The 23,788-nt window shown below is 71.3% G+C and carries 24 protein-coding genes; 17 read left to right on the top strand and 7 right to left on the bottom strand.

Going from position 1 to position 23,788, the window contains the following annotated elements; all coding sequences use genetic code 11:
• Positions 1-499: 499 nt before the first annotated feature.
• From DJ476_RS03260 to DJ476_RS03235, 6 genes are all read left to right on the top strand, one after another.
• Complete coding sequence (locus DJ476_RS03260; protein WP_112489784.1) at positions 500-2,167, top strand: sensor histidine kinase; 1,668 nt, start codon at positions 500-502, stop codon at positions 2,165-2,167.
• Positions 2,164-2,571 (top strand): roadblock/LC7 domain-containing protein, encoded by a 408-nt coding sequence (locus DJ476_RS03255; RefSeq protein WP_018491940.1) that lies wholly within the window; start codon positions 2,164-2,166, stop codon positions 2,569-2,571. The genes DJ476_RS03260 and DJ476_RS03255 overlap by 4 nt, the downstream gene beginning before the upstream one ends.
• Positions 2,568-2,939 (top strand): DUF742 domain-containing protein, encoded by a 372-nt coding sequence (locus tag DJ476_RS03250; protein WP_026238214.1) that lies wholly within the window; start codon positions 2,568-2,570, stop codon positions 2,937-2,939. Before DJ476_RS03255 ends, DJ476_RS03250 begins: the two co-directional genes overlap by 4 nt.
• Positions 2,920-3,534, top strand: a complete 615-nt coding sequence (locus DJ476_RS03245) for a GTP-binding protein (RefSeq protein WP_003964952.1) — start codon at positions 2,920-2,922, stop codon at positions 3,532-3,534. Before DJ476_RS03250 ends, DJ476_RS03245 begins: the two co-directional genes overlap by 20 nt.
• Before the next feature lie 195 nt (positions 3,535-3,729).
• The gene (locus DJ476_RS03240; protein WP_112489783.1) at positions 3,730-5,301 is read left to right on the top strand and encodes a cytochrome P450; all 1,572 of its coding nucleotides are present in this window, start codon (positions 3,730-3,732) and stop codon (positions 5,299-5,301) included.
• A 118-nt stretch (positions 5,302-5,419) separates the two neighbouring features.
• A complete protein-coding gene (locus DJ476_RS03235; protein WP_103417297.1) occupies positions 5,420-6,766 on the top strand; it encodes a 6-phospho-beta-glucosidase in 1,347 nt (448 codons plus the stop codon).
• A 9-nt stretch (positions 6,767-6,775) separates the two neighbouring features.
• Here DJ476_RS03235 and DJ476_RS03230 read toward each other — a convergent pair whose 3' ends face one another.
• Positions 6,776-7,201 (bottom strand): hypothetical protein, encoded by a 426-nt coding sequence (locus DJ476_RS03230; protein ID WP_070201010.1) that lies wholly within the window; start codon positions 7,199-7,201, stop codon positions 6,776-6,778.
• Positions 7,195-7,656, bottom strand: coding sequence for an ATP-binding protein (locus tag DJ476_RS03225; RefSeq protein WP_019765345.1), 462 nt, complete (start codon positions 7,654-7,656; stop codon positions 7,195-7,197). Before DJ476_RS03225 ends, DJ476_RS03230 begins: the two co-directional genes overlap by 7 nt.
• 207 nt (positions 7,657-7,863) lie before the next feature.
• Here DJ476_RS03225 and DJ476_RS03220 point away from each other — a divergent pair, with 207 nt between their 5' ends.
• From DJ476_RS03220 to DJ476_RS03210, 3 genes are read left to right on the top strand one after another with little or no spacing between them, the layout of a single operon-like run.
• On the top strand, positions 7,864-8,724 hold the full coding sequence (locus DJ476_RS03220) for a helix-turn-helix domain-containing protein (RefSeq protein ID WP_103417163.1): 861 nt from the start codon (positions 7,864-7,866) through the stop codon (positions 8,722-8,724).
• Complete coding sequence (locus DJ476_RS03215; RefSeq protein WP_030573999.1) at positions 8,724-8,960, top strand: DUF397 domain-containing protein; 237 nt, start codon at positions 8,724-8,726, stop codon at positions 8,958-8,960. The genes DJ476_RS03220 and DJ476_RS03215 overlap by 1 nt, the downstream gene beginning before the upstream one ends.
• A gap of 46 nt (positions 8,961-9,006) precedes the next feature.
• Complete coding sequence (locus DJ476_RS03210) at positions 9,007-9,816, top strand: SAM-dependent methyltransferase (RefSeq protein WP_070201012.1); 810 nt, start codon at positions 9,007-9,009, stop codon at positions 9,814-9,816.
• A 27-nt stretch (positions 9,817-9,843) separates the two neighbouring features.
• Here the strand turns inward: DJ476_RS03210 and DJ476_RS03205 are convergent, their stop codons facing one another.
• A complete protein-coding gene (locus DJ476_RS03205) occupies positions 9,844-10,275 on the bottom strand; it encodes a cupin domain-containing protein (protein WP_112489782.1) in 432 nt (143 codons plus the stop codon).
• Between the two features lie 190 nt (positions 10,276-10,465).
• Here DJ476_RS03205 and DJ476_RS03200 point away from each other — a divergent pair, with 190 nt between their 5' ends.
• From DJ476_RS03200 to DJ476_RS03190, 3 genes are all read left to right on the top strand, one after another.
• On the top strand, positions 10,466-11,401 hold the full coding sequence (locus DJ476_RS03200) for a GlxA family transcriptional regulator (RefSeq protein ID WP_112492420.1): 936 nt from the start codon (positions 10,466-10,468) through the stop codon (positions 11,399-11,401).
• Between the two features lie 80 nt (positions 11,402-11,481).
• Positions 11,482-11,919 carry a YchJ family protein gene (locus DJ476_RS03195; protein WP_112489781.1) on the top strand — a complete coding sequence of 146 codons (438 nt, stop codon included), beginning with the start codon at positions 11,482-11,484 and terminating at the stop codon, positions 11,917-11,919.
• Positions 11,920-11,962: 43 nt separating this feature from the next.
• Entirely contained in the window at positions 11,963-12,553 is a 591-nt protein-coding gene (locus tag DJ476_RS03190; RefSeq protein ID WP_112489780.1) for a GNAT family N-acetyltransferase, read from the top strand.
• A 138-nt stretch (positions 12,554-12,691) separates the two neighbouring features.
• On the opposite strand, the gene DJ476_RS03185 is transcribed toward DJ476_RS03190, so the two are convergent.
• The 4 genes from DJ476_RS03185 to DJ476_RS03170 form a co-directional block, all read right to left on the bottom strand.
• Entirely contained in the window at positions 12,692-14,785 is a 2,094-nt protein-coding gene (locus tag DJ476_RS03185; protein WP_112489779.1) for an MDR family MFS transporter, read from the bottom strand.
• A gap of 57 nt (positions 14,786-14,842) precedes the next feature.
• Positions 14,843-15,691, bottom strand: coding sequence for an ATP-grasp domain-containing protein (locus DJ476_RS03180; RefSeq protein WP_112489778.1), 849 nt, complete (start codon positions 15,689-15,691; stop codon positions 14,843-14,845).
• Between the two features lie 102 nt (positions 15,692-15,793).
• On the bottom strand, positions 15,794-16,057 hold the full coding sequence (locus tag DJ476_RS03175) for a hypothetical protein (RefSeq protein WP_053558431.1): 264 nt from the start codon (positions 16,055-16,057) through the stop codon (positions 15,794-15,796).
• 252 nt (positions 16,058-16,309) lie between these two features.
• Positions 16,310-17,524 (bottom strand): helix-turn-helix domain-containing protein, encoded by a 1,215-nt coding sequence (locus tag DJ476_RS03170; RefSeq protein ID WP_103417170.1) that lies wholly within the window; start codon positions 17,522-17,524, stop codon positions 16,310-16,312.
• Positions 17,525-18,159: 635 nt separating this feature from the next.
• Here DJ476_RS03170 and DJ476_RS03165 point away from each other — a divergent pair.
• The 5 genes from DJ476_RS03165 to DJ476_RS03145 all read left to right on the top strand — a co-directional run bounded on the left by DJ476_RS03165 (position 18,160) and on the right by DJ476_RS03145 (position 23,788).
• Positions 18,160-19,095: a hypothetical protein gene (locus DJ476_RS03165; RefSeq protein ID WP_103417171.1), complete on the top strand. Its 936-nt coding sequence runs from the start codon at positions 18,160-18,162 to the stop codon at positions 19,093-19,095.
• 163 nt (positions 19,096-19,258) lie between these two features.
• Positions 19,259-19,915: a hypothetical protein gene (locus DJ476_RS03160; RefSeq protein ID WP_103417172.1), complete on the top strand. Its 657-nt coding sequence runs from the start codon at positions 19,259-19,261 to the stop codon at positions 19,913-19,915.
• 316 nt (positions 19,916-20,231) lie between these two features.
• Positions 20,232-21,764 (top strand): DUF6801 domain-containing protein, encoded by a 1,533-nt coding sequence (locus DJ476_RS03155; protein ID WP_112489777.1) that lies wholly within the window; start codon positions 20,232-20,234, stop codon positions 21,762-21,764.
• A 138-nt stretch (positions 21,765-21,902) separates the two neighbouring features.
• A complete protein-coding gene (locus tag DJ476_RS03150) occupies positions 21,903-22,901 on the top strand; it encodes an ABC transporter ATP-binding protein (RefSeq protein WP_103417174.1) in 999 nt (332 codons plus the stop codon).
• Positions 22,898-23,788: an MlaE family ABC transporter permease gene (locus DJ476_RS03145; protein ID WP_103417175.1), complete on the top strand. Its 891-nt coding sequence runs from the start codon at positions 22,898-22,900 to the stop codon at positions 23,786-23,788. Before DJ476_RS03150 ends, DJ476_RS03145 begins: the two co-directional genes overlap by 4 nt.

Here is a 23,788-nt window from a genome sequence, read left to right as displayed (position 1 = left end):
GCCGCGGCACGGTACGCGCGGGGTGCCCGGCGGGCCCCGGGGAGGGGCGGTCGTATACGCGTCAGCACGGCGCTTTCTCCGTTCACCCGGTGAGTGATCGGGAATCTGTTCCTTTCGATCCGGTTCGATCGTCTGTGCCTCTGTCCCACTCCGCGATACACATCGGCTGCTCTGCCGGTGATTTGATGGCATATCAGCCGATTTGACACCTCGGTGTGTCCCGCCTGTCGGGACCCGAGAGGTCGGCGCCAGGCCCTTTCCGGCCTTCGTCACTCCCCGCGCACGCTCCACAGCGGTGAGTGCGAAAACTGGCGAGTGTATTCCTCTTCGCGGGCTCCCGCAGGGGGTTGGGTGAATATGCCGATCCCCTGTTCTGATCTGGCTAAGCTCACGCGCAGTGAAGTCGAGTTGATGCGAATTCGAGCACTTGTTCATGAGTCTCCGCTCACGTGCGTATACATCCCGGTACACCCCGGAATCAACCGCCAGAGGGTTTTAGATGGTCCGTGTTGAATCACCGCCGACCGACAGAGAAGTCCCCGTCGTCCGCGTAGTCCTGCCCCCCGTGGTCCTGCTGGCCGCGGCCACCGTCGCCGGGGCGGCCCTGGTGGTCCCGGCCGCGCGGATACCAGTCGCCGTGTGCGGCGCGATCACCACGCTCGTGGTCGCCGTGCTCACCGTGGCGCTGCACCGCCGCAAGCGGGCCATGGCCGCCCAGCGCGCGGAGTACGAACAGCGCATCGCCTACCTGGAACACCGCATCCTCAGCCATGACTCCGAGACCGTGCGGCTCACCAAGGAAGTCATGCCCGCCGCCATCCGGCGGCTGCGGGTGGGCAATTCGCCCGAGGAGGTCATGCGCGACATCGTCGACGCGGACGCCGCCAACCGACATCTGCCCAAGGCGCTGCGCGAGCAGATCTACCAGGTCCTCGAGGTCATCGACAACGAGGAGGCCCGGCGTGACTCCGCCCAGCGCGCCTTCGTCAGCGTCGCCCGCCGGGTCCAGGCGATCGTGCACCGCCAGGCCAGTGAGCTGCGGGAGATGGAGGACCACTACGGGCGCAACCCCGAGGTCTTCGACGACCTGCTGCGCATCGACCACGGCACCGCGCTGATCGGCCGGCTCGCCGACTCCATCGCCGTCCTCGGCGGGGCCCGGCCCAGCCGCCAGTGGCCCAAGCCCGTACCCCTGTTCAGCGTCCTGCGCGGTGCGATGTCCCGCATCCTGGAGTACCAGCGCGTCGATCTGCACTCGATCGCCAAGGTCGCCATCGTCGGCACTTCGGTCGAGCCGCTCATCCACGCCTGCGCCGAGCTGCTCGACAACGCGACCCGCTACTCGCCGCCGCAGACCCGGGTGCACGTCACCGCGGTCGAGGTGCAGACCGGCATCGCCATCGAGATCGAGGACGGCGGCGTCAGCCTCAGCGAGGAGGCCCGCGCCCGGGCCGAGAACATGCTCGCCCAGGCCCAGGCCGGCATCAACATGAACGACCTCGGGGAGTCCCCCCGGCTCGGCATGGCCGTCGTCGGCCGCCTCTCGCGGATGTACCAACTCCAGGTCTCGCTGCGCCAGTCGGCGTACGGCGGGGTCCGCGCGGTCCTCATCGTGCCGCGCGACATGATCACCACCGGCCCGGCCCCGGGCATCGCCCACGGCATCGGCGCCACCTCGCGGCCCACCAGCTCGCTGGACATGTCGCAGCTCCAGCACGTGGTGCCGCCCCCCGGCAAGCGCAAGCCCAAGCCCGCCGCCACCGGCCCGGTCCCCTCCGTGGTCGCCCCGGCCCCCACCGGCGCCCCGGCCGCCGCGGCGCGTCCGGCCGGGCCCGTCCCGGCCATGGAGGACGACGTCCCGGTGGTCACCGAGTGGACCGAGAACGGTCTGCCGCAGCGCCGCAGCCGGGGCCGCGCCCCGCTCGGCTCGCACAACCTGCCGCAGCAGCCCCCGCCGTCCGCCGCCCCCGTCAACGGAGGGCTGCCGCACCGGGGCGGGCACCAGGGCGCCGGAGGCGCCGCACCCGGCGGACCCGGTGGGCAGGGCGGCGAGAAGCCCCCCGGCCTCTGGCTGGAGGCCTTCACCAAGGCCGTCAACGGCGTACCGCAGGAACCGAAGCACGGCGAAGACTCCGATGACGCGTGGGACAAGGGAGACCTGAAGTGATCCAGCAGCGCGGAAACATGGACTGGATGCTCAAGGAACTGGCCGACGACGTGCCGAGCATCCATCAGATCGTGGTGCTCTCCTCGGACGGGCTGCGCATCGCCATGCACGGCGGTGACCCGGACGTCGCCGACCGGCTGGCGGCCGCCTGCGCAGGACTGCAGAGCCTGGCCGCCGCGGTGGCCACCGAGATCCCTTACAGCGACGGCATGATGAAGCTCGTGGTCATCGAGGTCACGGGTGGCTTCTTCTACCTGATGGCGGCCGGGACCGGCGCGTATCTCGCCGTGCTGGCGGGCGAGACCGTGGACGCCGGGCTGGTCGGCGCCAGGATGCGGGACATGGTCGTGCGGATCGGTGCCCACCTGACCAGTCCGCCCCGCCACGGCGGGCAGTCCGGATGAGCGGACCCCGACGAGAACGCCGCACGACCGATCCGGCGCTCATCGACCCGGAACGGCTGTATGTGATCACGGGTGATCTCGACGACAGCGAGCGGGCCGCACTCGACCTGGTCACGATGGTCGTCGCGCAGGCCGAGCCCTCGCCGACGTTCCAGCCGGAGCAGGCCGCGATCCTGCGGCTCTGTCAGGCGCCTTTATCGGTCGCGGAGATCTCCGCCTACCTCAGCCTGCCGTTCAGCGTGGTCACCTCGCTCCTGAGCGATCTCCTCGCGACCGAACTCATCGAGTCGCGTGCGCCGATCGTCCGCGCCACACTCCCCGACAGGTCCCTTCTCGAAGCGGTGATGCATGGACTTCAGAAGCTCTGACACGATCACCGGACCCCGCAGCGAGGACGTCCTCCCCACCACGGCCACCGCCGCGGTGAAGGTCGTGATCGTCGGCGGGTTCGGGGTCGGCAAGACGACCATGGTCGGCTCGGTCAGCGAGATCCGGCCCCTGACGACCGAAGAGACCATGACCCAGGCCGGTGTCGGCGTGGACGACAACGCCGGGGTGGAGACGAAGACCGCCACCACCGTCGCCATGGACTTCGGCCGGATCAGCCTCAGCGAGGAGCTGATCCTCTACCTGTTCGGCACCCCCGGCCAGGAGCGCTTCTGGTTCCTGTGGAACGGCCTCTTCGAGGGGGCCCTCGGCGCCGTCGTCCTCATCGACACCCGGCGGCTGGAGGTCAGCTTCGACGTGATCGGCCGGCTGGAGGAGCGCGGGGTGCCCTTCGTGGTGGCCGTCAACACCTTTCCCGACGCACCGCACCACCCGGTCGAGGCCCTGCGCAGAGCGCTCGACCTGCCGGACGAGGTCCCGATGATCGACTGCGACGCCCGGCTGCGGGCCTCCAGCCGCGATGTGCTGATGACCCTCATGCGCTACCTGCACAGCCTGGCGGTCCCGCTGGCCTGACGGCCGGAGCCGATGCCCCGCCCCGGGCCGTCGGCTTCCGGCCCCTCGTCCGACGCCCCCGCCCCACCGGCCTCGGGACGGTTCCCGGCCGTTCCGACGCCGGGGCGCGCGCCGTTCCCCCGACGCGCGCCCCCGTACCAACCGCTCGCCCACCCCCACGCTCGATCCCCGGCCGTCCTGATCCCTGGAGCCACCGTGACAACCCCCTTCCACCACGAACCCGGCGCCGTCCCGCCGCCCCAGTGCCCCGCGCACAACCTCGGCATCGGCCCCGGCGGCCTGCGCCGGCTGTACGGCCCCGAGGCGGAGAACGACCCCGCCGGCCTCTACGACAAGCTCCGCGCCGAACACGGCACGGTCGCCCCGGTCCTGCTCCACGGCGACGTACCCGCCTGGCTCGTCCTCGGCCACAGCGAGAACCTCCACCTCACCCGTACGCCCTCCCAGTTCTCCCGGGACTCCCGCCGCTGGCGGGCCCTCCAGGACGGCAGTGTCGCCCCGGACCACCCGCTCGCCCCGATCTTCACCTGGCAGCCCGTCTGCGTCTTCGCCGACGGCGCCAAGCACGAGCGGCAGCGCGGCGCGGTCACCGACAGCATGGAGCGCATCGACACCCGGGGCGTCCGCCGCCACATCAACCGGTTCAGCAACCGCCTGGTCAACGACTTCTGCGAGAAGGGCAGCGCCGACCTGGTCGGCCAGTTCGCGGAGCATCTGCCGATGATGGTGATGTGCGCGATCTTCGGGATGCCCGAGGAGTACGACGAGCGCCTCGTCCAGGCCGCCCGTGACATGACCCGGGGCACCGAGACCGCCGTCGCCAGCAACGCCCATGTCGTCGCCGTGCTGACCCGCCTCGTGGAGCGCCGCCGCGCCGAACCGGCCCACGACTTCGCCTCCTGGCTCGTCGAACACCCGGCGACGATGACCGACATCGAGGTCGTCGAACACCTGCGCCTCATCCTCATCGCCGCGTACGAGTCCACCGCCAACCTCATCGCCAACGTGCTCCGCATGGTCCTCACCGACCCGCGCTTCCGCGCCCGGCTCAGCGGCGGCCACATGACCGTGCCCGAGGCGGTGGAGCAGACCCTGTGGGACGAGCCGCCGTTCACCGCCGTCTTCGGCCGCTGGGCAGTCGGGGACACCGAGCTGGGCGGCCAGCAGATCAAGGCCGGTGACGCGCTGCTCGTCGGGATCGCCCCCGCCAACACCGACCCCACGGTCCGCCCCGACCTCACCGCAGACATGGGCGGCAACCGCGCCCACCTCGCCTTCAGCGGCGGCCCGCACGAGTGCCCCGGCCAGGACATCGGCCGGGCCATCGCGGACGTGGGCGTCGACGCGCTCCTGATGCGGCTGCCCGACCTCCAGCTCGGCGTCGAGGAGAACGAGCTGCGCTGGGTCGGCAACATCATGTCCCGCCACCTGGTCGAGCTGCCGGTGAAGTTCGCCCCCAGCCCGCAGCAGAAGCTGGACGCCGACCCCCTCTCCGTGATGGCCCGCCCGACCCGTCCCGCGGGGGACTGGGAGATCTCCTCCCCGGCCCGCCCCGTCCCCGAGCCCGCGCACTCCCTCGCCGGGACGCAGCCCGCCCACGCCCCGGGCGCGGCGCCGCTGCCCCGGCCCGCCGCACCGCCCGCGGAGGGACCGGCTCCGACGGGCGGTCAGCCGGCCCCCGGCACCGCCGTGGTCCCCGCGCAGCGCCGCCCCGCCGCGCCCGCCCGGCTCTGGCAGGCCGTCGCCCGCTGGTGGAAGGGGTACTGACCCCGCCGCCGGACATGCCCTGAGCCCCGGCCCCGTGACCGACGGCCCCGGAACCCGCAGCGAGGGATCCGGGGCCGTTCCGTCGTACGCCGGGGCCGCCCCCGTACCATCGAGCAGCGTGAAGCTGACAATTCTTGGCGGTGGCGGATTCCGGGTGCCTCTCGTGTACGGGGCCCTGCTCGGCGATCACGCCGAGGGCCGGGTCTCCCGGGTCACCCTGTACGACACCGATGCCGACCGGCTCACCGCCGTCGCCCGGGTCCTCGACGAACAGGCGCGGGACATCCCGGACGCGCCCGCCGTCGTCGCCACCACCGAGCTGGACGAGGCGCTGCGCGGCGCCGATTTCGTCTTCTCCGCGATCCGCGTGGGCGGCCTCGCCGGACGGGCCGCCGACGAACGCGTCGCCCTGGACCTGGGCGTGCTCGGCCAGGAAACGGTCGGTGCCGGAGGCATCGCGTACGGACTGCGCACCGTCCCCGTCGCCGTCGAGCTGGCCCGGCGCATCGCCCGGCTCGCCCCGCACGCCTGGACCATCAACTTCACCAACCCGGCCGGGCTGGTCACCGAGGCCATGTCCCGCCACCTCGGGGACCGGGTCATCGGCATCTGCGACTCCCCGGTCGGGCTCGGGCGGCGCATCGCCCGCACCCTGGGCGCCGACCCGGACCGGGCCTGGATCGACTACGCGGGCCTCAACCACCTGGGCTGGGTGCGGGGTCTGTACGTCGACGGGCGGGACGAACTGCCCCGACTGCTCGCGGACCCGGCGCTGCTCTCCTCCTTCGAGGAGGGCCGCCTCTTCGGCGCCGGCCTGCTCGCCTCGCTCGGCGCGGTCCCCAACGAGTACCTGCACTACTACTACTTCAACCGCGAGGCCGTCCGCGCCTACCAGGAGGCCGAGCAGACCCGCGGCGCCTTCCTCCGCGAGCAGCAGGAGGGGTTCTACGCCCGGATGCGGCAGCCCGGCACCCCGGCCCTGGCCACCTGGGACCGGACCCGCGCCGAGCGCGAGGCCACGTACATGGCGGAGAACCGGGAGGTCGCCGGGGCGGGGGAGCGCGCGGAGAGCGACCTCGAATCGGGCGGCTACGAGCAGGTGGCCCTCGCCCTCATGCGGGCCATCGCCCGTAACGAGCGCACCTCGCTCATCCTCAACGTCCGCAACCGCACGGCCCTTTCGTGTCTGGACGCCGAGGCCGTCGTGGAGGTGCCCTGCCTGGTCGATGCCAACGGCGCCCACCCGGTGGCCGTTTCGCCGCTCCCGTACGACGCGGTCGGTCTCGTCACCGCCGTGAAGGCCGTGGAGCGTACGGTGCTGGAGGCGGCGGAGAGCCGGTCGCGGGCGGCGGCGGTGCGGGCCTTCGCCCTCCACCCGCTGGTCGACTCCGTGGCGGTGGCGGGGAAGCTGGTGGACGGCTACATCACGGCCCACCCGCAACTCGCCTACCTCGACCGGCCGTAGAGGGCAGGCTCAAGGGGCCGGGACGGCGCTCCTGGCCCAGGTCGGCGCCACCCCGGCGACCTGGCACACCATCAGGAACAGCGGGATGGGCGGGGTGTAGGGGGTGAGGCTGTCCGGCGAGTGGATCAGCTTGGGGCGCACGGCGGGGACGTCGGCGCCCCGTGCGTACATCACCTGCTCGGGCCAGTCGAGATCCAGGTCCGAGCCGGCCGGGACGATCCACCACCAGCGGTCCGCGTCGGCGAACACACAGCCGGTGCGCGGGAGATGGGACATCAGCCGGAAGCCGTGCCGGGCGGGCACGCCGACCGCGTCGCACCCCAGGGTGGCGGACATCGAGGGCGGCAGCGACAGCTGCACCCGGCCCCCGCGGGGCTCCTCGGAGGGGTGCCGGCGGTCCGAACCGCGCAGCTTGGACAGCGCGTTCCTCAGCATGGCCGCTCCGCGCCGCCGTGCGGGAGCTCCGCCCACACGATCCGGCCGGAGTCGTCACCGGCGTCATGGGAACCCCACGAACTGCTCATCGTGTCGACCAGCAGCAGTCCGCGCCCGTGCTCGTCGTCGGAGCAGCGGCGCAGCCGGGGACCGCCCGGCTGGTGCCCCTGGTCCTGCACGGCTATCCGCAGCCGTCTGCCCAGACAGCGCAGCTCGCAGACCACCCGGGTGCTCGCGGTGTGCACGACCGCGTTGGTGACCAGCTCGGACACGATGAGCACGGCCGCGTCGTAGACGTCACCGCCCAGCCGCCAGCTCTCCAGCCGGGCCCGGGTCAGCTGCCGGGCCCCGGCCACCGACTCCGGGCGCGCGGGCAGCGCGAAGCAGTATCGGAGCGCTTCCGTCCCGGGGGTGAGATCCATGAGCCGGGGGATGAGCGCACTGCCAGGTGCCACGACCGATTCCTCACAGTGGGGGCTGCGTCACGCTTCGTTCCCCGGTGTCGGAGGAGCGGTCATGACTGAGCGAACTGGTTCGGTGACCAACTCTCCCCCTGTCGAGGACACTTGGCAAGGGGCACTCTGAAATTTTCAGAGTGACTGTGTCGTTGGGGGCGCACGCGTGGCACACTGCTCGCAAAACAGCGCATGGGGAGGTCTGAAGTGAGCGAACCACGGTCCGCCCCGACCGTGGGTCAGGTCGTGCTCGGCAAGCGCCTGCAGGATCTGCGGGAGCGCGTCGGACTGACCCGTGACCAGGCGGCGAAGGTGCTCAGGGTCGCTCCCGCGACGATACGCCGGATGGAGACGGCCGAGGTCGGGCTCAAGATCCCCTATGTCCAGCTGCTGCTGAAGGCGTACGGCATCGCCGACGACGAGGCCGAGGCCTTCGTCGAGCTGGCCGAGGAGGCCAACAAGCCCGGCTGGTGGCAGCGGTTCCACGATGTGCTGCCCGACTGGTTCAGCATGTACGTCAGCCTGGAGGGCGCCGCGAGCCTCCTGCGCATGTACGAACCGCACTTCGTCCCCGGCCTGCTCCAGACCGAGGAGTACGCCCGCTCCGTGATGCGCACCGGAGCCGTCGGCCAGACCCGGCCCGAGGACATCGAACGCCATGTGGCCCTGCGCATGGAGCGTCAGTCCCTGCTCACCAAGGACGACGCCCCACGGCTCTGGGTGATCATGGACGAGACGGTCCTGCGGCGGCCGGTGGGCGGCCCGCAGGTGATGCGCGCCCAGATCGACAAGCTGCTCGAATCCACCGAGCTGCCCCATGTCACCGTGCAGATAGCGGAGTTCGCGAGCGGCCACCACCCGGGCACCTACGGGCCGTTCGTCCTCTTCCGCTTCGCTGTTCCCGAACTTCCCGACATGGTCTTCAGCGAGTACCTCACCGGAGCGGTCTACTTCGACGCCCGCCCCGAGGTCGCCTCGTACCTGGAGGTCATGGACCGGATGGCGGCCCAGGCCGCAACTGCACTACGCACGAAGGAAATCCTCCGGGACTTCCGCAAGGAGCTGTGATGAACCACATATACAACGGCATGCCGGCCGCCGACCTCGGCTCCGAAGGCTGGTACAAGCCCTGGAGCGGCGGCAACGGGGGCAACTGCATCGAGGCCATGAAGCTCGCGGACGGCCGGGTCGCGGTGCGCCAGTCCGCCGACCCGGACGGCCCCGCGCTCATCTACTCCAACGGTGAGATCGCCGCGTTCATCCAGGGCGCCAAGGCCGGCCAGGCGGATTTCCTTCTCACCTGACGCACCACCACCCATCCTGTCCGACCCCTATCCCATGGAGTGCGCCATGACCGGGCGAGACCCCCTGGCCATCGAGATCGACACGAGCAAGCCGCATCCCGCCCGGATGTACGACTGGTTCCTCGGCGGCAAGGACAACTACCCGGTCGACGAGCAGATGGCGCGCCAGCTGCTGAAGCTGGACGCCCGGGGCCGGGACATGGCCCGGGTCAACCGGGCGTTCATGCACCGGGCCACCCGCTGGCTCGCGGAGCGGGGCGTACGCCAGTTCCTGGACATCGGCACCGGCATCCCCACCGAGCCGAACCTCCACCAGATCGCCCAGCGGACCGCCCCCGACGCCCGGGTCGTCTACTGCGACAACGACCCGATCGTCCTGGCCCACGCGGCGGCGCTGCTGCGCTCCACCCCCGAGGGCGCCACCGAGTACATCCAGGCCGACGCCCGCAAACCGGAGACGATCCTCGCCGAGGCCGGCCAGGTGCTGGACTTCGGACAGCCGATCGCCCTCTCCCTGCTGGCGCTCCTGCACTTCATCGACGACGAGGACGGCGCGGCCGAACTGGTCGGGAAGCTGGTCGGCCAGCTCCCCTCCGGCAGCTATCTGGTGCTCTCGCACACCACCGGCGACTTCGACCCGGAGGGCGCGGCCCGGGCCCGCGCCCTGTACAAGGAGCGCGGGATGACCCTGCGCCCCCGCTCACGCGCCGAACTCACCGCCTTCTTCGACGGCCTGGAACTGGTCGAGCCCGGCGTCTCGCTCTCCGCCGACTGGCACCCGGAGCTGGGCGAGGTCATCGACGTCCCGGGCGACGAGCCGATCCCCGGCTACGCGGGAGTCGCCCGCAAGCCCTGAGCCCGCAAGCCCTGAGCCCGCACCGCCTCACCGGGTGAGCGCATGGCCCGTCGTCGCGTCCACATGGTCCGGTACGGGGTCGTGGGCGTCGCCCACCGTCGACGTACCGGAGGGCTCGAAGAGCAGCAGCGAGGCACCGTCCGCCGAACGCGGCCGGTGCCAGATGCCACGCTCCACGACGAAGACCGCGCCCCGGGGGAGCGTCACCGTCCGCTCGTCCCGGCCGGTGGGCCCGGAGCGCAGATCGATGTCCAGCGATCCGTCCACCACCAGGAAGAACTCGTCCGTGTTCTCGTGCACATGCCAGACGTGCTCGCCGTGGACCTTGGCGACGCGGACGTCGTAGTCGTTGACGCGGGTCAGGATGCGCGGGCTCCACAGCGCGTCGAAGGAGCCCAGGGCGTCGGTGAGCGATATCGGTTCCGTGGTGGCGGGTCGCGCCAGGTCGTCCGTGGTCATGGGTCCATGGTGGGCGGTGGACCGCCGCACCCGTGAGTGCTACGAATCGCATATGGCGAAAGAATCCTCGCACCGGACCGCGCGCGGGACCGAGCACCGGAGGACCGACCGGACCGCGAACCGGACTACCGACCGGGCCGCGCACCGGGAGACCGGCCGAACCGAGAACCCGGCCCCGCACCGGGTCGTCATGATCGTCTCGGCCGGGTCGAACCCCTTCGAGATGGGGGTGGCGACCGAACTCTTCGGCCTGCGCCGCCCCGAGCTGCCCGTCGGCTGGTACGACTTCACCCTCTGCTCGCCCACCCCCACGGTCCGGATGCACGCGGGCTTCTTCCACCTCTCCGACGTGCCCGGCCTCGACGCCGTGGACCGCGCGGACACCGTCATCGTCCCCAACCGGCCCGACCCGCTGGAGGACCCCGGCCCGGAGGTCCTGGCGGCGATCCGGCGCGCCGCCGCCCGGGGCGCCCGGCTGGTCAGCTTCTGCACGGGCACGTTCACGCTGGCCGCCGCAGGTGTCCTGGACGGCCGGCGCGCCACCACCCACTGGCGCTGGACGGCGGAGTTCACCGCCCGGTACCCGCGGGTCGACCTCCGGCCGGACGTCCTCTTCACCGACGACGGGCAGGTCATCACCGCGGCGGGCAGCGCCGCCGCCCTGGACACCGCCCTCCACATCGTCCGTACCGACCACGGCGCCGAGATCGCGGCGGCCGTCAGCCGGAGGCTGGTCCACCCGGCGCACCGGGACGGCGGCCAGCGCCAGTTCATCGAGCACCCCCTGCCGGAGACCGCCGACGCCTCGCTCGCCCCGCTCCTCGCCTGGGCCACCGAGCGCCTGACCGAGGGGCTGGACGTGCCCGCGCTCGCCGCCCGCGCGGCCGTCAGCCCGGCCACGCTCCACCGCCGCTTCCGGGCCCAGCTCTCCACCACCCCGCTGGCCTGGCTCACCGAGCAGCGGATCACCCTGGCCTGCCGCCTGATGGAGCGCGGCGAGGACCGCCTCGACGTGGTCGCCCGCACCAGCGGCCTGGGCACGGCGACCAACCTGCGCACCCAGCTCCGCCGCCGCACGGGGCTGACGCCCACGGAGTACCGGCGCCGGTTCGCGGCGGGGCGGTGACGGCGGGGGGCATCGGGGCGCCCGGGCGTGCGGCCCAGGACCGCCGAACCACTCGTCGTCCCCGGCGGCACAATGGACCCATGTCACGACGCACCTCCCGCCCCCGGCAGCAGCCCGCCGCCCCGCGCATCACCGCCGCCTCGTCCTGCCCCTGCGGGCTGCCCGCGACGTACGGGGAGTGCTGCGGGCGCTTCCACTCCGGCAGCGCCGCCGCCCCGACCTGCGAGGCGCTGATGCGTTCCCGGTACGCGGCCTTCGTCGTCCAGGACGCCCCGTACCTCCTGCGCACCTGGCACCCCGAGACCCGGCCGCCCGGCGTGGACTTCGACCCCGCGATGCGCTGGACCGGGCTGGAGATCCTCGGCACCACCGAGGGCAGCGCGTTCCACACCACCGGGACCGTCACCTTCCGCGCCCACTACACCGACGACGGCCGGCCCGACTCCCTCCACGAGCAGAGCCGCTTCGTCCGCCACGAGGGCGCCTGGGTCTACGCGTCGGCGGTCTTCGTCGACTGAAAACCCTTGCCCACCAAGGCGGCAGGCCTCGTACGATCCGCGCATGAACGAGGACGAAGCGGCAGCCCCGCACGCCACGCGGCAACGGTTCTGGCGCGGTGAGCGCGTGGCCTTCACCCCTGTCGAGCCGGACGACGCCGCGCTGATCCAGCGCTGGCGCGCCGACCCGGTCGCCGCCCACGAGATCGGGTCCTGGCCCGGCCCCCTCCACGAACTGAGCGAACGGCTCGTGGCCTACGCCGAGGACCGCACCCGGGACGACTTCCTCGTCCTGCTCCCGGACGACACGCCCATCGGCCACATAGCCCTCCACGAGGAGGCCTTCGTCGACGGCACCGCCGAGGCCTACCTCCTGCTCGCCCCCGAGCACCGCGGCAAGGGGTACGGCGTCGACGCCCTGGCCGCCCTCACCGACCTGGCCTTCGGCGAACTGCCCCTGCACCGCGTGGAAGCCGTCACCCACACCGCCAACGCCGGCGCCCTCGCCACCCTGAAGAAGGCGGGCTTCACCCAGGAGGGCGTGCGCCGGTCGTCCTGTCTGCACCGGGGCCGCCGCCACGACAACGCCCTCCTCGCCCTGCTCCGCGAGGAGTGGGAGGCGCAGACCCGCCCCAGGGCCTGGGACCACGGCTGACCGGGGGAGCCGGGCCCGCGCCCTGGCCCGGAGAGCCGCGCCCTGCCTCCGGGGCTCGGGCCCATGCCCTGTCCCGGAGAGCCAGGCCTGCGCCCTTACCTGGGGAGATCAAGCCCACGTTCTCTGGCCCGCAGACTCTCAGGCCGGCGCTCCCACCCGGGTGGACCCGCCCGGGTGCGGCTCCGGTGACAGTTCCTGGGCTAGGTCCTCGGCCAGCAGCCGTTTCGCGATCACGTTCACGGCGGCCCGCAGCTGTCCGTCGTCGGGCCGGGCCCCGTCCTCCGCGAGCCGTTCGTTGAGCCACTGGCCCCAGGCCTTCGAGATGACCCGGGCCTCGCGCGCGCCCGCCGCCGTATGCGAGAAGATCCGGCCGTCACCGGTGAGGTAGCCCTCCTCGATCATCCGGTCGAAGACGGGCACCAGGACCTCCGGGGGCAGCCGGTGCCGGGTCGCGATGAGCCGGAGCCCCGCGTGGCCGACCATCCGGGTGAAGAGGTCGACCTGCATCACCGCCCAGGCGCCCGCCATGTCCAGCCGGGTGTCGGACTCCCGGATGATCCGCCGGGCGGTGTCCGGACCGGCGCTGTGCAGGATCGAGGCCACCGAGATCTCCAGCAGCTTCTCCGAGTCGCCGCTGCCCGGCTGGGCGAAGCCCTCGCCCATGTCCGTCGAGGCGAGCCGGGCCGAGTCCCGCAGCTTCACCTCCTTGAGGAAGAGCGCGACGACGAAGCCGATCAGCGCCACCGGCACGGTCCACAGGAACACGGTGTGCAGGGTCTGCGCGTACGCCTGGGAGAGCGGCTCCACCTGGGCGGCGGGCAGTGCGTGCAGGGCCTGCGGGCTCTCTGCGGCCCGGGCCAGGGCGGCCGGATCGCCGCCCGCCGCCACCGCCTGGGCGATCCCGTCCCGGAGGTTGGGCGTCAGGGCGTTGGCGTAGATCGTCCCGAAGACGGCCGTGCCGAAGGCGCTGCCGAGCGTACGGAAGAACGTCACGCCCGAGGTGGCCGTCCCCAGGTCCGCGTAGTCCACGGTGTTCTGCACCGCGATCGTCAGCACCTGCATGGCGAGACCGATCCCGAGCCCCAGCACCACCATGTAGAGCGACTCCAGCCACACCCCGGTCTCCGGCCCCATCCGGGAGAGCAGGAAGAGCCCGGCCGCCATGACCAGCGTTCCGGCGATGGGGAAGAGCCGGTAGCGGCCGGTCCTGCTGACCACCGTGCCGCTGAAGATCGAGGCGACCAGCAGCGCGGCGACCAGGGGCAGGGTCCGTACGCCGGAGAGGGTGGCCGAGTCCCCGTCCACGTACTGGAGATAGGTCGGCAGGAAGATCATCGAGCCGAGCATCGCGAAGCCCACGATGAAGCTGAGCACCGAGCAGACGGTGAAGACCGGGTTCCGGAACAGCCGCATCGGCAGCATCGGTTCCTTCGCCCGGGTCTCGATCAGGCAGAACAGCGTCAGGGCGATGATCCCGCCGACGAACAGCCCGATGATCACCGGCGAGCCCCAGGCGTACTCGTTCCCGCCCCAGCTCGTCGCGAGGATCAGCGCGCTCGCCCCGACGGCGACGAACGCGATCCCGGCGTAGTCGATGACCGGCCGCCCCGCCGCCTTCACCGCGGGGATGTTCCGGGCGGCGGCGATCACGACGACGATCGCGATGGGGACGTTGACGTAGAACGCCCAGCGCCAGGTGAGATGGTCGGTGAAGAGCCCGCCGAGCAGCGGCCCGATCACCGTCGAGATGCCGAAGACGGCCCCGATCGCCCCCTGGTACTTGCCGCGCTCGCGCAGCGGGATCACGTCCGCGATCAGCGCCATCGACGTGACCATGAGACCGCCGGCGCCGATGCCCTGCATTCCGCGCCAGATGATCAGCAGCAGCATGTCGGAGGCGAGCCCGCAGAGGAACGAACCGGTGATGAAGACGATCGCCGAGACCTGGAAGACCAGCTTCCGCCCGAACAGGTCACCGAACTTGCCGACCAGCACGGTGGCGATCGTCTCGGTGAGCAGATACGCGGTGACCACCCAGGACATGTGCGCGGCGCCGCCCAGGTCCGAGACGATCGTCGGCAGGGCCGTGCCCACGATCGTCTGGTCGAGCGCCGCCAGCAGCATCCCGAGCACGATGGTGGCGAAGACGATGTTGCGCCGCCGCCGGTCGAGGACGGGCGGCGGTGCGGCGGCACTCTGCGCGGCGGGGGCTTGCTCGCTGGCAGTGGTCACGTCTGCACCCTCACACCGGCCCCAGCCGCCCGCATGCGGGAGCGGGCCGGACGGGGGTCAGCCGGCCATCGAGGCGAGCGACGCCGTCAGCCGGGCCACGAACGCCTCCCGGACCTCCTCGCCCACCCGGTCTAGCGAGAGATACGGATTGAGGTCCTCCAGCTCCACGAGCAGCAGCTCCCCCTCCGCCGTACGGCAGGCGTCGACCCGCTGGATGCCGTACGGGAGGGAGTTCCAGGCGATGAACCGGCGGGCGAAGTCCAGATCCTCCGCGCTCGCCGCGTACGGCTCCAGCACCCACCGCCGCTCCGGGTCCGGTGCGTACAGGGCGTACTGGAAGTCCTGGTCGACGAAGTAGAAGGAGACCTCGTAACGGAAGTCGATCCGGGGCTGCACGAGCAGCACCCCGTCGGCCTCCCCGGCCAGCTCGGCCCCGACGCCCGCCCCCGCGACGAACCGCAGCCCCTCCGAATCGGCCCCCAGCTTCGGCTTGACCGCGTACTCCCCGGCCTCCGGCAGCAGCCCCAGATCGGCCGCCCGGTCCACCGTGGGGATCACCGGGAACCCGGCCCGGCTCAGCTCCACCAGATACTCCTTGCCCGCCATGTCCCCCCGCCCGGTCAGCGGGTTGTACACCGGCACCCGCAGCTCGACGGCCCGGGCCCGGAACGCCTCGTACGCCTCCGGGTAGTGCAGGACGGGCCCGCTGTTCCGTACGAGGACGGCGTCGAACCGGTCCAGCAGCGCGGCCGCCTCCCGGGGGTGGCAGAGCGCCACGTCGAACGTCTCGCGCAGCCGGGATGAGAGGAAGATGTCCTCGTCGCAGTAGCGGCGGCCCCGCGCCTGGTAGCCGAGATCGGTGACGAGGAGCAGGGAGGGGCGGCGGACACCGTGGCGCGTCGTCATGGGTTCTCCGGGGAAGCGGACGGCTGGGCGGCCACTATCCCCGACGGCCCCGCCCGCCCCGGCGGAGGGGTGCCCTCCGGCCCGCGGCCGCGCACCGCCCGGTCAGGCGAACGACCCCGGTCCCACCGCCAGCCGGGGGTGGTGGGCGGAGAGGATCTTGTTGGCACGGGCCAGCTCGGCGAGCGCCTGTTCGCGGTCGGCCTGGTCCTCCAGGGCCAGCCGGGGGCCCCGGAACCGGCGGACCTCGCGGGCCGCGCAGTCGGCCTCGAACTCCGCCTCCAGGATGTGCGGCGGGATGCACGAGCCGATCAGCGCGGCGACCCGGTCCGGGATCGGCACGGGTACGAGGAGGTGCGAGGCGGTCATCGGGTGTTCCCTCTCGGATGGTTGGCCAGGAGGCGGTACGTGAGTGCTGCCGCCGGATGAGCGGCAGACTCCTCCCTGTGTACGGGAAGCGGTTCCGCGTTTCTCGTCGGAAACGTCTCCGTGTCGCAACCGTTTGGGACTGACCGTCTATTTCGCCTTACGCGCGGGTAAGTTGACCTGCCGCGCCGGACATGATCCGGATCGCGGGGGTGCGCCGGATCGAGGGTGTGCGCCGGATCGGGAGGCTCCGGATCAGGGGGACGCTCCGGCCGAGCGGGCGCGCAGCCGTAACGCGCGCAGGACGGCCTCGGTGGCGAAACGGCTTTCCGGGTCGACGAGTTGATCACCGAAGATGGTCTCCAGGCTGCGCATGCGGTAGCGCACGGTCTGCGGGTGCACATCGAGCAGTTCGCCCATCTGGGCCGCCGTGCCCCGGGTGTCGAGCCAGATCCGCAGCGTCTCGATCAGCCGCTCGCGGCGGGTGGCGCTGATCCCGGCCACGGCGGCCAGCTCCCGCTGGGCGAGCTGGTCGAGCAGGGCGGGATCGGAGAGCAGCCACAGGGTGATGAGGTGGTCCTCGCAGCGGATCAGCGGGGCGTCGTCGATCACTCCGGCGTCGACCAGCTCCAGCACCCGGCGGGCCCAGCGGATGGAGTCGCAGGCCAGGGCCGTGGGGACGGTCAGCCCGATCGCGGCGTGGCAGCCGGGCAGGGCCTGGGCCAGCATGGATCTTCGGGCCTCGTCCAGCGGGCCGGGGATCAGCAGATGCGGCTGCGGGTCGCTGAGGTCGAAGAGGAGGTCCCGGTCCGCGCCGAGCCGGTCCAGCGCGGCCGGGGCGCGGACGGCGACCAGGGTGACCTCGGCGGGCAGCGTCCAGCCGGTCTGCTCGCACAGGTCCGCGATGGCGCTGCGGGGCGCGGGCCGCCCGGCGAGGATCAGATGGAGCAGCCGTCTGCGCAGCGCCTCGCCCTGCTCCCCGGACTGCGACTGGACCTCCAGGAAGCCTTCCCGGGAGAGCGATTCCAGCTCGTCGACATAGGCGAAGAGCGCGTCGGCGAAGCTGAGCATCAGGGTGGGGGAGAGGTGGTAGCTCTGCCCCACCTTCTTGGCCCGCCGCAGCGCCACCCGCGCCCCGAGCCGGTAGGCGCCCTGGAGGGTGTCCATGGTCCGGCCCTCGTACGCCTCGAACCGCCCGAAGCGCCGGCACATGTCGTCCCGCAGGGTGGTGGAGGCGGTGGGCTCGGCCACCAGGTCGACGAAGGAGGCGAGGCTCTGCTCCACGCCCACCCGGATGGCCTGCCCGTTCGGGCCGTCGAGCAGCCGGGCGTATTCCGGATAGGCGCGGGTGACCTCCACACCGATTTCCTTGATGAGGCTGGGGAGCTCGGGCCGCATGATCGCGGCGAATTCCTGGGGGAGCGGCCCCAGGGGGTCATCGGTGTCCAACGGCTGTATGAGGTGTGCCATGCCACGTCCCCTCTACTCTCGGCGCCCGGTGGTGGGGTGAGGCGGTGGGGGAAAGCGCTCCCACGAACCGACAGGTGCGTACCAAGTCCGCGACGAAGATAGACCACGGAACAGGCACTGCACACCACTTGGACAAGATCGGGGTGCAGGGGCCACGCATCCTGTCCGCGCAGTGGTACTTCCGCGCAGGTCGGACGGTACTGCGCGCTTTCGGACAATGAATTTCGGCCGCCTGCTCCGGTGGTGACAAGGCGTCCTGACGTCGGCCGAGGGTCGTTCCGGGCGGGCCGGGGGCGGCCGGGACCCGCCGGTCGGCCGGCATTCCGGGGCCGCGTATGCGCATTCCCTGACAAGGGGGTGACCCGCGGTTACTCATTTACGGATCAAAAACGGGGCCGCGTAAAAATTCTTGGCCGAACGGATTGTGTCGCTGTGTTTCCCGCGAGTAACATCACGCTTCGTTCAATTCGGCCATGAAATCTGCCCGAAATTTGACGCTCAGATCTTCTCTCCCCCGGGTCCACCCCGCGGCTCCACCAGTGCCGACGTCTGCGTCGCGGTGCGGGCATGCGTCGGAGAACCGGTCAACTTCGCGCACGAGGCCGCAAATGTGGCTGCTCACAAGAGGGGACGACATGAGATCCGTTTCCAACCGCACCCGCATAGGGGTGCTCGCGGCATTCACGGCGTTCAGCGCCGTGCTCTCCACCGGTTCGGCCGCCGCGAAGACTCAGCTCAACGGCGACTGGGCCCCCTTCGACCGCTGCCCGGTCGACGCACCCGCCATGCTCGCGGCGGACGGCATCGAGACCATCGCCACCTGTATCGCCTCCAGTTCGGTCACCGGCTCCATCACGCTCGGCAAGAGCCAGGTGCCCACCGGCAACAGCGATCTGCAGCTCGGCGTCGTCCAGCGCAGCGACGGCACCAACACCCTGGTGGCCCCGCCCGGCGGGGCGCTCACCGCCGACCCGGCCGAGATCCCCGGCGGGCTGCTCGGGCTGATGTGCCCCAGCGGCATCCCGCTCGTCTCCGCGATCTGCCGCCAGCTGACGGACAACAACCTCAACCGGGTCACCGCCACCATCGAACCGGCGGGCGCCCCACGGGACTTCAACATGGTGGCGGCCTTCTCCACCGGTGAGCCCATTCTCACCATCCCGGTCCGCATCCACCTGAAGAACCCGTTCCTCGGTGACAAGTGCTACATCGGCACCACCGCCGACCCGGTGCTGCTCAAGCCGCAGAACCTCAACGCGCCGAGCCTCTCGCTCCAGCGGTTCGCCGCCGACGGCACCCGCGACGACGAGGGCGAGATGGGCCGCTACACCTTCTCGGGCGCCGACCAGGGCGACGCCACGTTCGCCGTCCCCGGCGCCAGCGGCTGCGGGGTGGCCGGGCTCCTCGACTGGGCCGTCAACCTCAAGACCGGGCTGCCGTCCGCCTCCGGGAAGAACAGCGTGAAGCTCGACAACACCTCGACCTACTTCGGCAGCCCCTACGACCCGGCCGGCCTGGCACCGAACGAGGGCCGGAAGCTGTCGGAATTCTGGCACTCCGCGGTGCGGTAGCGGCCTACGCCCTCCATTCCCCGGCGCCCTCCATTCCCCCGAGGGCGCCGCACCACCCGAAGAAGGAGGTGTTCCGGTCCAGTTCGAAGCGTGCCGCCGAATTCCTCGTGCGGACGTCCACTCGTATCCCCAGCGGGACAAGAAAAAAATGAGGAGCAATTCCATGATCAAGCGATCCGGCGTCCTGACCGCGATCGGTGCCGCCGTGGCATCCGTCGCCCTGGCCGTCCCCTCGGCCATCGCCGCGCCGAGCAGCTGGACCATCACGCCGACCGGCAACTTCACCGGCAGCGCCGGCGTGACCGTGCTGACCGACAACAACGGCAACAAGATCCAGTGCGCCAGCTCGGCGGCGTCGGGCTCCGCCCCCACGTCTCCGGTCTCCGGCTCCCCGGCGCAGCTCGCCTCCATCTCGGCGATCTCGTTCAACTCGCCCTGCACCGGCCCGTTCAGCTCCACGTGGACGGTCTCCACCACGCCCCCGTGGCAGATCTGGGGCCTCAACTACGCGGCGGGCGCGGGCACCAACTCCACCGGCCAGACGACCGGTGAGATCAGAGCGATCAAGGCGAAGGTGACCGGTAGCAGCCTGCTGGGCCCCTGCACCTTCGACGTCACCGGCAAGGTGGCGGCCAAGTACAACAACCCGAGCACCGGCGGAAGCAACGGCACGCTCAACACCGCGGGCGGCGGTCTCACCCTGACCATCGCCAACAAGGTCGGCGGCGGCTGCGGCATCGTCGGCACCACCGCCAGCTTCCAGGGCCTCTACACCATCGTGAACACGGCCACCGGCAAGTCCCCGGTCATCAGCGGCTGACGCGGCTGATCCCCCCGCCGCCGATGCGCGGCTCGTGAGCATGGTGCCCGGCCGTGCGGTCCCGGCGGCCGGGCATCCATGCTTCTCCACTCACTCGCCGATAATTCCCCGGAACGGAATTGTCATCGGCTGACAAGAACCGGACTCCCGTGAAACGGCCGAATTCCCGGCTCTTCCCAGGCGCCCGGAAGGGTGCGTAGCGTACCCGTCGGTAAGGACCATTCCGAGCCGCCCGAAAGGCCGTTGCCGAGAAGTGGACCCCATTTCGCAGCCATCGCACCGATGGGCCCGCGCGCGCCGGAAGGACACCATCCGTATGACCCTCGATGCACGCGCCGCGGCGAGACGCCCCCTCCACCTCGCCCTGGGCGGAGCGCTCGTCGTCGCCACCGCGCTCATCCCGAGCGCCGAATCGGTGGCGGCCGACCAGACGTCCGAGGTCACCGTCCCCTACACCTGCCCGTTCCCCTCCGGCACGGAACAGGTGGACGTCGAGGTGAAGGCGGTCCTCCCCGTCACGGCCCGGACCGGGGAGACGATCCGCCCGCAGGACGTCTCCGTCGCGGTGCCCCTGCCCCGGTCGGCGCTCACCCAGTTCACCGCCCTGGAGGCGGCCACCCTGTCGGCCACCGCCGAACTGACCGTACGCAACACCAACGGCGACCACACCGCCGACGCCTCCTGGCAGCAGCTCGAAGCCCCCGAGGTCGCCTTACCTCCGCAGGACGAAGACGAGAAGGGCGAGGGCAAGGACACGGACGGCGTGGTGCTCACCGCCACCGGAGAGGTCCCCACCGTCGCCTTCGGCACCCCCGGCCCCGCGACCCTCGCCCCGGCCGGACTCACCCTCACCCTCTCCTCCTTCACCGAGGACGGCGCCCCCACCACACCCCCGCACCTCACCGTCGTCTGCGCCCCCGCCGACGACGAGGAGCGCCCCCTCGCCCGGATCGCCGTCCGCGACGGCGCCGGTCCGGCCACCCCCGCACCGGATCCCAGCACCCCCGGCGAGGACCCGGCCGAACCCACCCCGCCGCCCGTCCGCCCGGCCCCCGGCCTGGACCCGGACGCCCACCGCAAGATCGAGGACCTCACCGAGGCGCGGCTCGAAGCCCTCGACGACGAGAACCCCGGCAGCTGCCCCATCGAGATCCCGCCCGAGTGGATCATGACCACGGCGGAGACGTACGCCGCCGGGTACGCCAACGCCGTCAAGCTCGACGGGGCCGCCGCCCTGGGGCCCGCCTTCATGAAGGTGGTCCTCAACAAGCGGTACATCAACGACTCCTGCGCCTCCACCGTCGACGTCACCTCAGAGGTGGAGTTCGAGTACGAGGGCAAGCGCCAACTTCCCCCGACGAAGGCCACCTTCCTCTCCTACGGCTTCATGCCGACCACCGCCACCATGGTCCTCGAACAGGTCGGCCCCCCGGCCGTCGTCCAGACCCACACGGTCACCAACACCCCGACCTACCCCGAGGAATCCACGGTCACCGCCCAGCTCTCCATGCGCCTGTACGACGTGGAGGTGAACGGCGTCCCCCTGGACGTCGGGCCGAACTGCCGTACGGAGCGGCCCTTCGAGCAGGTGCTGCGGGGATACGGCCAGAGCTATCCGCCGGCCGGCTATCTCGTGGCGACCGGCGGAAACCTCACCGGTTACGCGCACATCCCGCCGTTCAAGGGATGCGGCGTCGGGGAGAATCTCGACCCGCTCTTCACCTCGGCCATCTCCAGCGTCGGCAAGAAGGCCGACAACTACACCAAGATGACCCAGGCCCCGCTCTGTGTGGCGACCAACCCGGACGGCCCCGACTGCCCTCCGAAGGTGCCGAAGCCCCAGAAGTGACGCCGGAAGTGGTCGCAGCCGTCACCGGGCGACCCCGTAATTCCGCATCCCCCTCCACGCCACACCCCCTCCCGCCGATTTCCGACCGCCGGAGCGCTGACAGATGACGATGGCCACCACCCCTTCGAAGGAGGACCGATGGGAATCGAAGTAGTCGTCGAGGGCCTGACGAAGTCCTTCGGCAAGCAGAACATCTGGCAGGACGTCAGCCTCACCCTGCCCGCCGGTGAGGTGAGCGTCATGCTCGGCCCTTCCGGCACCGGAAAGACCGTCTTCCTGAAATCCATCATCGGGCTCCTCAAACCCGAACAGGGCCGTGTCCTCATCAACGGCGTCGACATGGTCAACAGCTCCGAACGCGACATCATGGAGACCCGGAAGCTCTTCGGCCTGATGTTCCAGGACGGCGCCCTCTTCGGCTCGATGTCCCTCTTCGACAACATCGCCTTCCCCTTGCGCGAACACACCCGCAAGAAGGAATCCGAGATCCGCCGCATCGTCATGGAGCGCATCGAGATCGTCGGACTGCTCGGCGCCGAGGGAAAGCTCCCCGGCGAGATATCCGGCGGAATGCGCAAACGAGCCGGACTCGCCCGGGCGCTCGTCCTGGACCCGCAGATCATCCTCTGCGACGAACCGGACTCCGGACTCGACCCCGTGCGCACCGCGTACCTCTCGCAGCTCCTCATCGACCTCAACGCGCAGATCGACGCGACGATGCTGATCGTCACCCACAACCTCGACATCGCGGCGACCGTCCCCGACAACATGGGGATGCTCTTCCGCCGCAACCTCGTCACCTTCGGGCCGCGCGAGGTGCTGCTCACCAGCGACACCCCGGTCGTCGCCCAGTTCCTCGCCGGACGCCGCGAAGGGCCCATCGGGATGTCCGAGGAGAAGGACGCCGCCACCCTCGCCGCCGAGCAGCAGCGCAGCGACGCCCTCGGCCGGGCCGACACGATCGCCCTGCCGAGAACCGTCGTCCCGCAGCTGGAGCCCTCGCCCGGGATGCCCGTACGCCAGGGAGCGCTGCGCCGCCGGGAGCGGGTCATGGCGATGATGGGCCAGCTGCCGGAGGCCGCCCGTACGGCCATCCTCAACAGCTACGCCCCGGCCGCGGGAGGTGCGAGAGCGTGACCGCCCCGCTGCCGGTGCGGCCGCCCGACCCGCCCGGGGAACCCGCACCCACCCTGTCCAAGGCCCCCGCCGAAGCCGCCTCGGGAATCTCCTCCGGAGCCCCCGGGCAGCGGCGCCCCAGCCGGCTGCTCGCCCCCCTCCGGGAGACCGGCAAGCTCTTCGCGCTCGGGCTCGCCGTGGCCCGGGCCATCTTCCGCAGGCCCTTCCAACTGCGCGAGTTCATCGAGCAGTTCTGGTTCGTCGCCAGCGTGACGATCCTGCCCGCCGCCCTTGTCTCCATCCCGTTCGGCGCGGTCATCGCCCTCCAGGTCGGCTCGCTCACCCAGCAGCTCGGCGCCCAGTCCTTCACCGGCGGCGCCAGCGTCCTCGCGGTGATCCAGCAGGCCAGCCCCATCATCGTGGCGCTGCTCATCTCCGGCGCCGCGGGATCCGCGATCTGCGCCGACCTCGGCTCCCGCAAGATCCGCGAGGAGCTGGACGCGATGGAGGTGATGGGCGTCTCGCCCATCCAGCGCCTCGTCGTCCCCCGGGTGCTGGCCACCATGCTCGTCGCCGTCCTGCTCAACGGGCTGATCTCGGTGGTCGGCACGCTCGGCGGCTACTTCTTCAACGTCATCATGCAGAACGGCACCCCGGGCGCCTATCTCGCCAGCTTCTCCGCCCTGGCCCAGCTGCCCGACCTGTACGTCAGCGAACTCAAGGCCCTCATCTTCGGGTTCATCGCGGGCATCGTCGCCGCCCACCGCGGCCTCAACCCGCGCGGCGGCCCCAAGGGCGTCGGTGACGCGGTCAACCAGTCCGTCGTCATCACGTTCATGCTGCTGTTCTTCGTGAACATGGTCCTCACGGCGATCTACCTCCAGATCGTCCCCGCGAAGGGGGGCTGA

The sequence above is a fragment of the Streptomyces bacillaris genome (assembly GCF_003268675.1).
Taxonomy (GTDB): domain Bacteria; phylum Actinomycetota; class Actinomycetes; order Streptomycetales; family Streptomycetaceae; genus Streptomyces; species Streptomyces bacillaris.
This window is presented reverse-complemented; position numbering and strand designations above follow the sequence as displayed.

Excerpts from the sequence above, each read along its gene's own strand:
- DJ476_RS03160 (WP_103417172.1), top strand. The coding sequence starts at position 19,259 with ATGATCAAGCGATCCGGCGTCCTGACCGCGATCGGTGCCGCCGTGGCA.
- DJ476_RS03195 (WP_112489781.1), top strand. The coding sequence starts at position 11,482 with ATGTCACGACGCACCTCCCGCCCCCGGCAGCAGCCCGCCGCCCCGCGC.
- DJ476_RS03165 (WP_103417171.1), top strand. The coding sequence starts at position 18,160 with ATGAGATCCGTTTCCAACCGCACCCGCATAGGGGTGCTCGCGGCATTC.
- DJ476_RS03215 (WP_030573999.1), top strand. The coding sequence starts at position 8,724 with ATGAACCACATATACAACGGCATGCCGGCCGCCGACCTCGGCTCCGAA.
- DJ476_RS03170 (WP_103417170.1), bottom strand. The coding sequence starts at position 17,524 with ATGGCACACCTCATACAGCCGTTGGACACCGATGACCCCCTGGGGCCG.
- DJ476_RS03200 (WP_112492420.1), top strand. The coding sequence starts at position 10,466 with ATGATCGTCTCGGCCGGGTCGAACCCCTTCGAGATGGGGGTGGCGACC.
- DJ476_RS03245 (WP_003964952.1), top strand. The coding sequence starts at position 2,920 with ATGGACTTCAGAAGCTCTGACACGATCACCGGACCCCGCAGCGAGGAC.
- DJ476_RS03250 (WP_026238214.1), top strand. The coding sequence starts at position 2,568 with ATGAGCGGACCCCGACGAGAACGCCGCACGACCGATCCGGCGCTCATC.
- DJ476_RS03260 (WP_112489784.1), top strand. The coding sequence starts at position 500 with ATGGTCCGTGTTGAATCACCGCCGACCGACAGAGAAGTCCCCGTCGTC.
- DJ476_RS03175 (WP_053558431.1), bottom strand. The coding sequence starts at position 16,057 with ATGACCGCCTCGCACCTCCTCGTACCCGTGCCGATCCCGGACCGGGTC.
- DJ476_RS03210 (WP_070201012.1), top strand. The coding sequence starts at position 9,007 with ATGACCGGGCGAGACCCCCTGGCCATCGAGATCGACACGAGCAAGCCG.
- DJ476_RS03150 (WP_103417174.1), top strand. The coding sequence starts at position 21,903 with ATGGGAATCGAAGTAGTCGTCGAGGGCCTGACGAAGTCCTTCGGCAAG.
- DJ476_RS03230 (WP_070201010.1), bottom strand. The coding sequence starts at position 7,201 with ATGCTGAGGAACGCGCTGTCCAAGCTGCGCGGTTCGGACCGCCGGCAC.
- DJ476_RS03155 (WP_112489777.1), top strand. The coding sequence starts at position 20,232 with ATGACCCTCGATGCACGCGCCGCGGCGAGACGCCCCCTCCACCTCGCC.
- DJ476_RS03190 (WP_112489780.1), top strand. The coding sequence starts at position 11,963 with ATGAACGAGGACGAAGCGGCAGCCCCGCACGCCACGCGGCAACGGTTC.
- DJ476_RS03180 (WP_112489778.1), bottom strand. The coding sequence starts at position 15,691 with ATGACGACGCGCCACGGTGTCCGCCGCCCCTCCCTGCTCCTCGTCACC.
- DJ476_RS03205 (WP_112489782.1), bottom strand. The coding sequence starts at position 10,275 with ATGACCACGGACGACCTGGCGCGACCCGCCACCACGGAACCGATATCG.